The 12,812-nt window shown below is 61.1% G+C and carries 13 protein-coding genes; 3 read left to right on the top strand and 10 right to left on the bottom strand.

All coding sequences use genetic code 11. The features are described 5' to 3' along the window. The first annotated feature begins 92 nt into the window (after positions 1-92). Positions 93-1,241, top strand: coding sequence for an acyl-CoA dehydrogenase family protein (locus DBR46_RS13690; protein ID WP_124526619.1), 1,149 nt, complete (start codon positions 93-95; stop codon positions 1,239-1,241). Between the two features lie 131 nt (positions 1,242-1,372). Here the strand turns inward: DBR46_RS13690 and DBR46_RS13685 are convergent, their stop codons facing one another. Beyond that, on the bottom strand, positions 1,373-1,921 hold the full coding sequence (locus DBR46_RS13685) for an adenine phosphoribosyltransferase (protein WP_124526618.1): 549 nt from the start codon (positions 1,919-1,921) through the stop codon (positions 1,373-1,375). A gap of 80 nt (positions 1,922-2,001) precedes the next feature. After that, positions 2,002-2,736: a fumarate/nitrate reduction transcriptional regulator Fnr gene (gene fnr, locus DBR46_RS13680; RefSeq protein ID WP_016979302.1), complete on the bottom strand. Its 735-nt coding sequence runs from the start codon at positions 2,734-2,736 to the stop codon at positions 2,002-2,004. Positions 2,737-2,891: 155 nt separating this feature from the next. On the opposite strand from fnr, the gene DBR46_RS13675 reads away from it, so the two are divergent. Beyond that, entirely contained in the window at positions 2,892-3,356 is a 465-nt protein-coding gene (locus tag DBR46_RS13675; protein ID WP_124526617.1) for a hypothetical protein, read from the top strand. A gap of 6 nt (positions 3,357-3,362) precedes the next feature. Here the strand turns inward: DBR46_RS13675 and hemN are convergent, their stop codons facing one another. The 6 genes from hemN to ccoG form a co-directional block, all read right to left on the bottom strand. Next, positions 3,363-4,745, bottom strand: coding sequence for an oxygen-independent coproporphyrinogen III oxidase (gene hemN, locus DBR46_RS13670; RefSeq protein ID WP_124526616.1), 1,383 nt, complete (start codon positions 4,743-4,745; stop codon positions 3,363-3,365). A gap of 103 nt (positions 4,746-4,848) precedes the next feature. Continuing rightward, entirely contained in the window at positions 4,849-5,532 is a 684-nt protein-coding gene (locus tag DBR46_RS13665; protein WP_124526615.1) for a sulfite exporter TauE/SafE family protein, read from the bottom strand. Next, positions 5,525-5,737 (bottom strand): cbb3-type cytochrome oxidase assembly protein CcoS, encoded by a 213-nt coding sequence (gene ccoS, locus DBR46_RS13660; protein ID WP_017735332.1) that lies wholly within the window; start codon positions 5,735-5,737, stop codon positions 5,525-5,527. Before ccoS ends, DBR46_RS13665 begins: the two co-directional genes overlap by 8 nt. Before the next feature lie 22 nt (positions 5,738-5,759). Continuing rightward, positions 5,760-8,204, bottom strand: a complete 2,445-nt coding sequence (locus DBR46_RS13655; RefSeq protein WP_124526614.1) for a heavy metal translocating P-type ATPase — start codon at positions 8,202-8,204, stop codon at positions 5,760-5,762. Between the two features lie 116 nt (positions 8,205-8,320). Next, entirely contained in the window at positions 8,321-8,860 is a 540-nt protein-coding gene (locus tag DBR46_RS13650; RefSeq protein ID WP_124526613.1) for a FixH family protein, read from the bottom strand. A 20-nt stretch (positions 8,861-8,880) separates the two neighbouring features. Then, complete coding sequence (ccoG, locus tag DBR46_RS13645; RefSeq protein ID WP_124526612.1) at positions 8,881-10,284, bottom strand: cytochrome c oxidase accessory protein CcoG; 1,404 nt, start codon at positions 10,282-10,284, stop codon at positions 8,881-8,883. A gap of 771 nt (positions 10,285-11,055) precedes the next feature. Between ccoG and DBR46_RS13640 the strand changes: the two genes are divergently transcribed. Then, positions 11,056-11,508 (top strand): hypothetical protein, encoded by a 453-nt coding sequence (locus DBR46_RS13640; protein WP_124526611.1) that lies wholly within the window; start codon positions 11,056-11,058, stop codon positions 11,506-11,508. 144 nt (positions 11,509-11,652) lie between these two features. Here the strand turns inward: DBR46_RS13640 and ccoP are convergent, their stop codons facing one another. Next, positions 11,653-12,630 (bottom strand): cytochrome-c oxidase, cbb3-type subunit III, encoded by a 978-nt coding sequence (gene ccoP, locus DBR46_RS13635; RefSeq protein ID WP_124526610.1) that lies wholly within the window; start codon positions 12,628-12,630, stop codon positions 11,653-11,655. Then, complete coding sequence (locus DBR46_RS13630) at positions 12,627-12,812, bottom strand: CcoQ/FixQ family Cbb3-type cytochrome c oxidase assembly chaperone (RefSeq protein ID WP_003193169.1); 186 nt, start codon at positions 12,810-12,812, stop codon at positions 12,627-12,629. The genes ccoP and DBR46_RS13630 overlap by 4 nt, the downstream gene beginning before the upstream one ends.

The following is a 12,812-nucleotide window of genomic DNA, read 5'->3' as shown; positions in this document are numbered from 1 at the left end:
AGTGGTTTTGTGTTGTGGGTGATATTTGTGTCTGGCTTGATAACCAAGCAAGCGCTTGGTAATTTTCCTCCACCTCACCGTGGAGCTTGCCGATGTCTGCCTATCAGGACTACTTCGACCCTAGCCACCAATTGGTCCGCGACAGCGTGCGCCGTTTTGTCGAGCGCGAGATGCTGCCGGGGATCGAGCAATGGGAGGAGGCCGAGAGCTTTCCCCGCGAGCTATACCTCAAGGCCGGCGCGGCGGGGATCCTGGGTATCGGCTACCCCGAAGCCCTCGGCGGCAGCCATGAAGGCGATTTGTTCGCCAAGGTCGCGGCCAGCGAGGAGTTGATGCGCTGTGGCTCTGGCGGTGTGGTGGCGGGGCTCGGTTCGCTGGATATAGGCCTGCCGCCCGTCGTCAAATGGGCGCGGCCCGAGGTGCGCGAACGCGTGGCGCCTTTGGTGCTGGCGGGCGAAAAGATCATCGCCCTGGCCGTCACCGAGCCGGGCGGTGGTTCCGATGTGGCCAACCTGCAAACCCGCGCCGTCCGTGATGGCGACCATTACCGGGTCAGCGGTAGCAAGACCTTTATCACCAGCGGCATCCGCGCCGACTTCTATACGGTTGCCGTGCGCACCGGCGGGCCGGGCTTTGCCGGCATCAGCCTGCTACTCATCGAAAAAAATACTCCCGGTTTCACCGTCGGTCAGCCCCTGAAGAAAATGGGCTGGTGGGCGTCGGACACAGCCGAATTGTTCTTCGACGATTGCCGAGTGCCCGTAGGCAACTTGATCGGCGCCGAGAACATGGGCTTTGCCTGCATCATGGGCAACTTCCAGAGCGAACGCCTGGCCCTGGCGTTGATGGCCAACATGACGGCGCAAATGGCCCTGGAAGAAAGCCTCACGTGGGCCGCTCAGCGTGAAGCGTTCGGCAAGCCTATCGGCAAATTCCAGGTGCTCAAGCACCGGTTGGCGGAAATGGCCACGGCGGTGGAAGTCTCGCGGGAATTCACCTATCGCCAGGCGGCGAAGATGGCGGCGGGCAAGAGTGTGATCAAGGAAATTTCCATGGCCAAGAACCTGGCGACCGACACGGCGGATCGGGTCACTTATGACGCGGTGCAGATCCTCGGCGGGCAGGGGTATATGCGCGGCAGCCTGGTGGAGCGGCTGTATCGCGACAATCGCATTCTGTCGATTGGTGGGGGGACGCGAGAGGTGATGAACGAGATCATCAGCAAGCAGATGGGGCTGTAGTTTTGTAGTGTTTTTAGGGCCTCTTCGCGAGCAAGCCCGCTCCCACAGTTGACCGAGTACATCCTTTGGAATGAGGTCGAATGTGGGAGCGGGCTTGCTCGCGAAGAGGCCAGCACAGACAACCGAAAAAGTTACTGCTCAGTCAGGGCAAACTGCGTCAAACAAAACGTCGGAATCCCCATATCTTCCAAGCGCTGCGAGCCACCCAGCTCCGGCAAATCAATAATCGCCGCCGCTTCAAAAATTTTCGCGCCCATGCGCCGCACCAGATTCGCCGCAGCAATCAAGGTCCCGCCAGTGGCAATCAGGTCATCGAACATCAGCACCGAGTCGCCTTCACACAGGCTGTCGGCATGCACTTCCAGGAAGGCTTCGCCGTATTCGGTCTGGTAACCCTCGGCCAGCACATCGGCCGGCAGTTTGCCCTGCTTGCGGAACAGGATCAGCGGCTTGTTCAACTGGTAGGCGATGATCGAGCCGATCAGGAAGCCCCGCGCATCCATCGCGCCGATATGGGTGAAGTCAGCTTCGACATAGCGATGGGCAAAGGTATCAGCCACCAGGCGCAGGGCGCGGGGCGATTGGAACAGTGGCGTGATGTCACGAAAGATCACCCCAGGCTTGGGGAAGTCGATGACAGGGCGGATCAGGGATTTTATGTCGAACGAATCGAAGGTCATCGTCGAAGAGTCCTGGGGTTGGAAACGGACTCGAAGTATACCTGCGGCCTCGCTGGTTGGCGCGGCCGCAAGTGTCTGGATCAGCCCTCGAGGGAGCCACCGGCCAGCGCGCACAGTTGGATCGGGTCGAGGATATGTACTTCCTTGCCCTCGGCGGCGATCAGCTCGTTCTGCTGGAAGCGGGTAAACACGCGGGACACGGTTTCCACCGCGAGGCCCAGGTAGTTGCCGATTTCATTGCGCGACATGCTCAGGCGGAACTGGTTGGCCGAGAAGCCACGGGCGCGGAAGCGTGCGGACAGGTTGACCAGGAAGGTAGCGATGCGCTCGTCGGCGGTTTTCTTCGACAGCAGCAGCATCATTTGTTGGTCGTCACGAATCTCGCGGCTCATCACGCGCATCAACTGGCGGCGCAACTGCGGCAATTGCAGGGCCAGTTCGTCCAGGCGTTCGAAAGGAATTTCGCACACCGACGTGGTCTCCAGCGCCTGGGCCGACACCGGATGAATCTCGGTGTCCATGCCGGATAGCCCGACCAATTCGCTGGGCAAGTGGAAACCGGTGATCTGCTCTTCGCCGCTGTCGCTCAGGCTGAACGTCTTCAACGCGCCGGAACGTACTGCATAGACGGAATCGAACTTGTCGCCCTGGCGAAACAGGAACTCGCCTTTTTTCAGTGGGCGGCCGCGTTTAACGATGTCGTCCAGCGCATCCATGTCTTCCAAATTCAACGAAAGTGGCAAGCAGAGGGGGGCCAGGCTGCAATCCTTGCAATGAGCCTGGCTGTGAGCGCGCAGTTTAACTGGCTCGGACATTTCTTAAATCCTTGTGGGAAAACACACATAAGACGTAAGGGTAACGCACTGAGGGAGGGTGAGGCCAGCCTGTACAAAAAACCGACAGGGGTATAAAGATTTTTCGTCGGGTGCCGATGGCTTGCTATCAACCCTGGAACCTGGATGTTCACAAGATGGCTTCCCTTACGCTCGACCTGGCAATGCGCACGCAGATTACGACGACGCCAGATACAAAAAAGCCCGTTGCTAAAACCGACGCCGCCGATCCCAAGGCCGCCGATGAAACCAAACCTGCGGTCTCGGTGGTTATTTCCGGTGCGGCGATGAAAGCGGCGGCGGCCGAGAAAACTTCCAACAGCGACATCGACGACAGCGGCCTGGCGGACAACGTCAAACAGCTGTTGAAGATGATCCGCGAGATCAAGAAGCAGATCGCCGAGAAACAGGCGGAAATGGCGGCGGTCATGGCTGACAAGAGCCTCAGTCCCGATCAGGCCAGGGCCAAGGCCACTGCCCTGCAATCGGCGTTGGGTGCGCTGCAGGCCAGCCTGACCAGTGCCCAGGCGTCCTTGACCAAGGCGATGAAAGATATGAGTGCTGGCGACGCGATCAAGGCCGCCGGCCTGGCGATGAAATAACCGCGCTCAAATCACCCGTGAAAACCGCTGCCTATTCTGGTGCTCCAGGTAGGCATCGAACACCATGCACACCGAACGCACCAGCAGGCGCCCGGCCGGCAATACGCGAATGCCCTGGGCATCCAGTGCGATCAGGCCGTCGGCGGCCATGGCCTCAAGCTGGGGCCAGATATCGTCGAAATACCCGCGAAAATCGATGTTGAAGGCCTGTTCGACCTTGTCGAATGCCAGGCTGAAATTGCAGATCAACTGCTGGATCACTTCCCGGCGCAGCCGATCGTCCGTGGTGCATACCAAGCCACGGCTGGTGGCCAGTTGTGCGCTGGCCAAGGTGTTCTGGTAAGCGTTGAGGTCGCTGGTGTTCTGGCAGTACAGGTCGCCGATCTGGCTGATGGCCGACACGCCGAGGCCGATCAGGTCGCAATGGCCATGGGTGGTGTAGCCCTGGAAGTTACGTTGCAAGGTGCCTTCTTCCTGGGCGATGGCCAGCTCGTCGTCCGGCAGGGCGAAGTGGTCCATGCCGATGTAGCGGTAGCCGGCCTGGGTCAACTGCTCGATGGTGGTTTGCAGCATCAGCAGTTTTTCCGCCGGGGAGGGCAGGTCGTCGGTGTTGATCCGCCGCTGCGGCATGAAGCGCTCCGGCAGGTGGGCGTAGTTGAACACCGACAGGCGGTCGGGTTGCAGCTTGATCACTTCTTCCACGGTGCGTGCAAAGTTGAGCGGGGTTTGCTTGGGCAGGCCGTAGATCAGATCGATATTGATCGAGCGAAATTGCAGGGTGCGCGCCGCGTCGATCACGGCGCGGGTTTCTTCCAGGCTTTGCAGGCGATTGACCGCCCGTTGCACCTCGGGGTCGAGGTCTTGCAGGCCAATGCTCACGCGGTTGAAACCCAACTCGCGCAACAGGCCCATGGTGGCCCAGTCGGCTTCGCGCGGGTCGATCTCGATGCCGTAGTCGCCGGAGTCATCGTCGAGCAGATTGAAGTGCTTGCGCAGGCAGCCCATGACTTGACGCAGTTCGTCGTGGCTGAGAAAGGTCGGGGTGCCGCCGCCGAAGTGCAGTTGCTCAACCGGCTGTTTCGGGTCGAGGTGGCAGGCCACCAGTTGGATCTCCTGCTCCAGCCGTTGCAGGTAGGCATGGGCACGGCCACGGTCCTTGGTGATGACCTTGTTGCAGGCGCAGTAGTAGCAGATGTTCGCGCAGAACGGCACATGCACATACAACGACAACGGCCGCGCGGCCTTGCGGCTGTCGCGCAGGGCGTGGAGCAGGTCGAATGTGCCGACCTGGCTGTCGAATTGTACGGCGGTGGGGTAGGACGTGTAGCGCGGCCCCGCCAAGTCGTAGCGGTGAATCAGATCGGTGTCCCAACGAATGGCGTCGAGCATGCGGGCGTTCCCCCGGATAGGCTAATGGGCCGAGTCTAGGGGCGTGGCGCAGATGGCATCTTGATTTGCATCAACGGGGAGCGGCGCTATGCCACATGGCGATTTAGTGGCCCATTAGCCAGTGCTGATGCGGACCGGGCAATGTCCAAATTCCAAACAGAATCACCAGCAGGCCACCGGTCATTCTTACGCTGCGTTTGCGTAACAGCGCCGTGACCCGCTCGGCCGCCAGCCCGGTCGCCAGCAGCACCGGCCACGTGCCCAATCCAAACGCCAGCATCAACAACCCGCTGTCCAGCGCATTGCCCTGGCTCGCCGCCCACAGCAGGGTGCTGTAGACCAATCCGCACGGCAACCAGCCCCAGAGCGCGCCCAGCAGCAAGGCGCGCGGCAGGCTGGACACCGGCAGCAAACAGTTGGCAATCGGCTGGATATGCCGCCACAGGCCGCGCCCGAGGCTTTCGATGCGGGTCAGGCCGCTCCACCAGCCGGCCAGGTACAAGCCCATGCTGATCAGCAGCAACCCGGCCAGCACGCGCATGAACATCGCCGCCGGGCTGTTCGCCACGGCCCAGCCCGCCAGGCCGATCAAGATGCCGGCCGTGGCATAGCTGAGGATGCGCCCCAGGTTGTACGCCAGCAGCAGGCGAAAGCGCCGGCTGCGTTGCTCCTTGGGGATTGCCAGGGTCAGCGCGCCCATCAGCCCGCCACACATGCCCAGGCAGTGGCCGCCGCCGAGCAGGCCAAGGATCAGCGCGGAGACCAGCAGCGGCGCCAATTCAAGCATGGGGCGGGTCTTTGGGCGGCTGTTCGGGGCCGTTGGCCTCGTCGACAGCGGCCAGGTGGTTGGGGTCCTGGTCGTCAAACAGCACGCTGTGTGCCGGACCATCAAGGTCGTCGTACTGGCCGCTGTCCACCGCCCAGAAGAAGATGTAGATGGCCACGCCCACTAACAGCAGCGCCGCTGGAATCATCACGTAGAGAGCTGGCATCGGTACTCCATGCCCGCCCGGCTTATGCCGGCAGCGGGCGGGTGACTGTAGGGGCGCTGGTGGCCGGCGCGCTCGGCTGGCGAGTCAGGCGCAGGGCGTTGAGCACCACGGTCAACGAACTGAGGGACATGCCGATCGCCGCCCAGATCGGCGTGATCCAACCCAGGGCGGCAAACGGCAGCATAAGGCCATTGTATAGCCCGGCCCACAGCAAGTTTTCAATGATCACGCGCCGGGTGCGTCGCGCCAGGGTAAAGGCCTGGGCCAGGGCGTCGAGGCGGTTGGACAGCAGCACCGCGTCGGCGCTGGTCTTGGCCAGGTCGGTGGCCGAACCCATGGCTACGCTGATATCGGCGGCGGCGAGGACCGGCACATCGTTGACCCCGTCGCCGAGCATCAGCACCTTGCGGCCTTGCTGGTGCAACTGTTGCAACACCTGCAGCTTGTCGTCCGGGCGCAGGCCGCCACGGGCTTCGTCGATGCCCAGTTCGGCCGCCACGCTGGCGACCATCGGCGAGCTGTCTCCCGACAGCAACAAGGTGCGCCAACCGCGCGCCTTGCACGCTGCCAGCAGGGCCGGGGCGTCGCTGCGCAAACGGTCATCGAGGACAAACCAGGCGAGGGCGCCGTGGGTATCGCCCAGCAGCAGCCATTGCCCGGCTTCGCCCGGTGAGGCGGGGATCGGGCAACCGCTGAGGGCGCAGACAAACCCGGGCTGGCCGATGCGTAGTTGGTGCTCGCCGACACGGCCCTCCAGGCCCAGGCCCGGGGTGCTGAGCACCTCGTCGGCGGCCAGCGGGGCGCGGCCAAAGGCGCGGGCAATCGGGTGTTCGGAGCGGTTTTCGAGGGCGGCGGCGAGGCCCAGGCAGGCATCGCTGTCCAGCGTGCCCAGGGGCCGGATCGCGCGGAGGGCCAAGCGGCCTTCGGTGAGGGTGCCGGTCTTGTCGAAAATCACCGTGTCGATCTGGTTCAGGCCTTCCAGCACATGGCCACGGGTCAGCAACAGCCCGAGTTTGTGCAGGGTGCCGGTGGCGGCAGTGAGGGCGGTGGGCGTGGCCAGCGACAGAGCGCAGGGGCAGGTCGCAACGAGCATGGCCAGGACGATCCAGAACGCGCGGGATGAATCCAGCTCCCACCACACCAGGCCGATCACGGCGGCGGCAATCAGCGAGCACAACAGGAACCACTGCGCGGCGCGGTCGGCGATTTGCGCCAGGCGTGGTTTTTCCGCCTGGGCCCGTTCCAGCAGGCGCACGATGGCGGACAGGCGCGTGTCGTGGCCGAGGGCGCGCACTTCGACGGTCAGCGCGCCTTCGACGTTGAGGGTGCCAGCGGTGACGCTATCGCCGACCTGGCGCGGTTGCGGCAGGTACTCGCCGGTGAGCAGGGATTCATCGATGCTGGATTGGCCGTCGAGAATCACGCCGTCTGCCGGCAACACTGCGCCGGGATGTACCAGCACGCGGTCGCCGAGGGCCAGTTCGCTGAGCAGGATGCGTTCGCTCTGGCCGTCGCGTTGCAAGCGCAGGCAAGACGCGGGCAAGAGGTTGACCAATTGCGCGGTGGCAGCGGCCGTCCGTTCCCGGGCACGGCGCTCCAGGTAGCGCCCGGCGAGCAGGAACAGGGCGAACATGCCCACTGCGTCGAAATACAACTCGCCGACGCCGGTGATTGCGGTCCAGATCCCCGCCAGATACGCCCCGCCGATGGCCAGGGACACCGACACGTCCATGGTCAGGTGGCGCGTGCGCAGGTCGCGCATCGCACCTTTGAAAAACGGCGCGCAGCTGTAGAACACGATGGGCGTGGTCAGGAACATCGCCACCCAGCGCAGGATCACGTGCAACTCGGGGCTCAGGTCGATGTTGAATTCCGGCCAGGTGGCCATGGTCGCCATCATCGCCTGGAACCACAGCAGCCCGGCTACGCCCAGCTGGCGCAAGGCCAGGCGGTTTTCGCTGGCCAATTGCTCGGCCGCGCGGTCGGCTTGATAGGGGTGGGCGGCATAGCCGATCTGGCGCAGCTCGCCGAGCAGTTGGCTCAGCGGCAATTGCCCGTCGGCCCAGCGCACTTGCAGGCGATGGTTGGACAGGTTCAGCCGCGCCTCGGCCACGGCGGGCAGGCGACGCAGGTGTTTTTCGATCAGCCAGCCGCAGGCGGCGCAGCTGATGCCTTCCATCAGCAGGGTAGTTTCGGCGAGTTCGCCGTCGTGGCGTACGAAGGGTTTTTGCACGTCGGCGCGGTCGTACAGCGCCAGTTCGTCCACCAGCTGCACCGGCAACGCGTCGGGGTTGGCCGAGGCTTCGCTGCGGTGCTGGTAATAGCTTTCCAGGCCGCCGGCCACGATGGCTTCGGCCACGGCCTGGCAGCCGGGGCAGCAGAGTTCGCGGCGTTCGCCGAGGATGACCGCTGTGAAACGGCTGCCGGCGGGGACGGGCAGGGCGCAGTGGTAGCAGGGGGTGGTCATGGTTTGGAATCTGTAGTGGCTGTTAGGGCCTCTTCGCGAGCAAGCCCGCTCCCACATTTGGAATGCATTTCAAATGTGGGAGCGGGCTTGCTCGCGAAGCGCGAAGCGCAGGCTTTTTACTTCTTCAGGTCTTCGGCACCTTGCAGCGGTTCATCCCCCAGCAGCAAGTCCTTGTCGTGGCTGACCTGTTCCTCTTCGAACATGCGCCAGGTGCGGTCGCCTTCCACGCCAAGCAGTTCGACGAAGCGGCGGCCTTCGACCTTGTCGGTGACCTGGCCGATGTAGCGGCCGGGTTCGCTGTCGCTGCGGGCCAGGTTGATCTTGCGATCCTTCTCGGGCTGCGTCGGGGAAATCAGGTTGAGTTCCAGGGTGGTCGGGTTGCTGTTGCCGGTCAGGTGCAGCTCGACTTCACCGGTCAGCTCGTCCAGGTGCACCTTGGCACGCAGTTGCAGGGTCTGGGCCAGCAGCTCGCGGTCCAGCGAGCGGTTGATGCCTTTGCCGGCCTCGTAGTAGTTGTCGTTGACCAGGTTGTCCGGGTTGTTCACCGCGATGGTCACCATGGACAAGGTCAAGGTCACCGAGCAGGCCAGGATGGCAATGATGATCCAGGGCCAGAGGTGCTTGTACCAGGGGCTTGCGGCAGTCGCTACGGGCATTGTTCTGCTCTCTATTTAACTTAACGGACTTGAGGGCCGATGAATCGGCTCTTGGCTTCAATACGAACGTCGGGGTCATCGGCGTCGGTGAGGATGAATTTGACCTCGTTGGTGCTTGACGGCAATTGCTCCGGCGCACTGGACAACTCCACCGGCATGCTGACGATATCACCCGCGGCGACCTTGATTTCGCGGCGGCCTTGCAGCTTGAGGTCGGGCAGGCCGGCGGCGTCGAGCACATAGGTGTGGTCGCGTTGGTCCTTGTTCATGATCTTCAGGCTGTAGACGTTTTCGATGCGGCCTTCGGCGTTTTCGCGGTACAGCACGCGGTCCTTGCTCACGTCGAAACCCACCAGCGAGCGCATGAAGAACGCGGCCACCAACAGGCTGATCATCGCCAATAACACCAATGCATAACCAATCAGGCGCGGGCGCAGCTTGTGGGTTTTCTGCCCCGACAGGTTGTGCTCGGTGGTGTAGCTGATCAGGCCGCGTGGGTAGTCCATCTTGTCCATGATGTTGTCGCAGGCGTCGATACACGCCGCGCAGCCGATGCACTCGATTTGCAGGCCGTCGCGGATGTCGATCCCGGTGGGGCACACCTGCACGCACATCGTGCAGTCGATGCAGTCGCCCAGGCCCTCGGCCTTGTAGTCGCTGCCTTTTTTACGCGGGCCGCGTAGTTCGCCACGGCGTGGGTCGTAGGACACGATCAGGGTGTCCTTGTCGAACATCACGCTCTGGAAACGTGCGTACGGGCACATGTAGATACACACCTGCTCGCGCAGCCAGCCGGCGTTGCCGTAGGTGGCGAGGGTGAAGAAACCGACCCAGAAATACGACCAGCCATCGGCCTGGCCGGTGAAGAAGTCGAACACCAGTTCGCGGATCGGCGAGAAATAGCCGACAAAGGTCATGCCGGTGACAAAACCGATCAGCAGCCACAAGGTGTGCTTGCTGAATTTACGCAGGAACTTGTTCGCACCCATCGGCGCTTTATCGAGCTTGATGCGCTGGTTGCGATCGCCTTCGGTGACCTTTTCGCACCACATGAAGATCCACGTCCACACGCTTTGCGGGCAGGTGTAGCCGCACCACACGCGGCCGGCGTACACCGTGATAAAGAACAGGCCAAAGGCCGCAACGATCAGGATGCCCGAGAGCAGGATGAAATCCTGGGGCCAGAAGGTCGCGCCAAAAATAAAGAATTTACGTTCCGGCAGATTCCACCACACAGCCTGGTGACCACCCCAGTTCAGCCACACCGTGCCGAAGTAGAGCAGGAACAGGCCGGCGCCGCCGAGCATGCGCAGGTTGCGGAACAGGCCGGTGAAGGCGCGGGTGTAGATTTTCTCTCGCGAGGCGTAGAGGTCAACGGTTTTGGCAGGGGGGGTAACGTTATGTACCGGTATCTGGTCGCTCATCATTGCATCCCACGGCGGTGGAGATTTGCCTCGGCCAGTACGTGCCAGCCGGGGTCAAATGGGGGTGTTGCAGTGGCCTAATGATACGCCCCCGGTGGCGCGCAAAGGGTGCGACCTTTGGTCGCGTTGGGGGAAATCAATTGATGGTGTAGTGACCTGGATCAATTGACTTGATGAGTATGGCCGGTTTTTGCCGGCAGACGGGTCATTCGTCTCTTGGATGGGTCTGTGTAGGCGTATTGAATGAAATAAATTGTCGTAGGGGGAACGCAGCGGCAACTTTAGGAGACGTTTGTATCTATATGGTTTTTTGTCGCTGGGAGCGTTGCAAGTGTCTGTGCCTCAGGCAGGTTTCACGCTGTGTAATTTTTTAATTTAAGAAGTTTCAATGAGTGGCTGTCACTCGATTGGTTTGAACGTATCACGGTTTCGCCGAGTTCCACTGAGGAAGCGAAGATGTTTGCGCGTGAGCTGTTGAGTCGCCCTAAATTCATGACGCATTTGAATATTCCGAAGCGCCAGGCGGTAGAGGTTTTTCGGATTGCATGCTTTAGATATATACCGCTATGTGTGCGGTATCCATTATTGGTCGTTGGCAAATGCTGTTAGGGGGGGGGCGATGTTTTCTTTATGTAATGATTTCCAAAAGTTAGCAATAAATTGTGCTGATTTATGGGGCTTTGTAATATCGATTTAATGGAACTCGTTACGTTTGTTTTTCACATATTAATAGCCGCCGATGTCAGGCGGTTACTAATCTGAGGAGTTCCTATGACTGTCAATAATTCTTTGCATACTTTCCTTCCTGTTGAGTCTCCAGTGTTGGAGCGCCTGCCGCCGCCCCCAAACTCCAGCCCTGTTCACACGCAATACTCTGCTTGGAGTGACTTGCGGATGTCCAGGCAGCTGGCCGGTGACTTTAAAGTATTTGAAGACCCTAAAAACGCTGGTTTCGTTACACAGCGTCATCTCGAAACAATGTCTAAAGATACAAACCTGCCGAGCGAAGTGAAAGAGTTTGCACAAGAGCTACTGAGTCGTGAGACGCTATTCGATAAGCTCGATAGTGATGGTAATAAGTGGCTGGACAATAAAATAAGTGAGCAAAGTATTCAGGACTCCATTGCACAGCAAAGGCAAGCCAAACCAGAGCGGCGCGCTCAAATGCCTTGGCCGGGCGGTGAGTTTCCCTTTAGGCAATCGGCTGTGAAGTTGGAGTCTTGAACTCACCTACGTTTGTAGCGTGACCTGAAGCATTTCCCTGCTAATACATCAGGAGATGTGTAGTTTCAGCGAGTGCGATACGAACGCCGGTAACCCTCAAGCCCCATGCGGTGTCACCGCATGGGGCTTGATATTTTACGAGGGTTACTGCTCTTCGGCTTTCTTATCCCCATGGGACAAGCTGTAAACATACGCCGCCAACAAGTGCACCTTGTCGTTGCCCTGCATTTGCTCCTGCGCAGGCATCTGGCCCTGGCGGCCGTAACGGATGGTCTGTTGCAGTTGAGCGAAGCTTGAACCGTAGATGAACGCACCCGGGTGGGTCAGGTCGGGCGCGCCCATCGCTGGGGTGCCTTTGCCGGCCGGGCCGTGGCAGGCCACGCAGTTGGTGGCGAAGAGTTTCTCGCCGTTGGCCACGTCGGCCTTGGCGCCTTCCGGCAGCTTACGGCCGTCGAGGTTGGTCAGCACGAAGCCGGCCACGTCGGCCACGCCTTGTTCGCCGATGACTTCAGCCCAGGCCGGCATGATTGCGTGGCGGCCTTTCAGGATGGTTTCCTTGATGGTTGCCGGCTCGCCGCCCCAGCGCCAATCGGCGTCGGTCAGGTTGGGAAAGCCGTAGGCGCCCTTGGCGTCGGAACCGTGGCACACCGAGCAGTTGGAGGCGAACAAACGGCCACCCATCTTCAAGGCTTGCGGGTCCTTGGCCACTTCTTCAATCGGCATCGACGCGAACTTGGCGAAGATCGGCCCGAACTTGGCCTCCGACTTGGCCATTTCCTTTTCCCATTCGTGCACGCCGGTCCAGCCGGTCTGGCCGTTGGCGAAGGGGGTTTGCTTGTCGTTGTCGAGGTAGTTGTAGCCCGGCAGCACGCCTTTCCAGTTGCCCAGGCCCGGGTACAGCGCCAGGTAGCCGAGGGCGAAGACGATGGTGCCGACGAACAGCATGAACCACCACTTTGGCAGCGGGTTGTCGTACTCCTCGATGCCGTCGAACGAGTGGCCGACGGTTTCGTCGGTTTGTTCGCTGCGCTGCCCCCTGCGGGTCGACAGCAACAGCCAGGTCAGGGCGAAGATGGTTCCCAGACTGAGGACTGTGACGTACAGACTCCAGAACGTAGTCATTCTTTGTTACTCCTAGAAGCTTGCTCGACGTGCTTGATGGCTTCGGGATCATCCGCAAAGGGCAGCATGGTTGCGTCGTCAAACTCCGACTTGCGGCGGGGGCTGAACACCCACAGCGCCAGGCCGATAAAGGCCACCATCACCACAACGGTGCCCAGGCCTCGAATCATCCCGATATCCAT

This window comes from Pseudomonas sp. KBW05, assembly GCF_003852405.1.
GTDB lineage: Bacteria > Pseudomonadota > Gammaproteobacteria > Pseudomonadales > Pseudomonadaceae > Aquipseudomonas.
The sequence above is the reverse complement of the archived record's forward strand: the minus strand, read 5'-3'. Positions and strand labels throughout refer to the sequence as shown.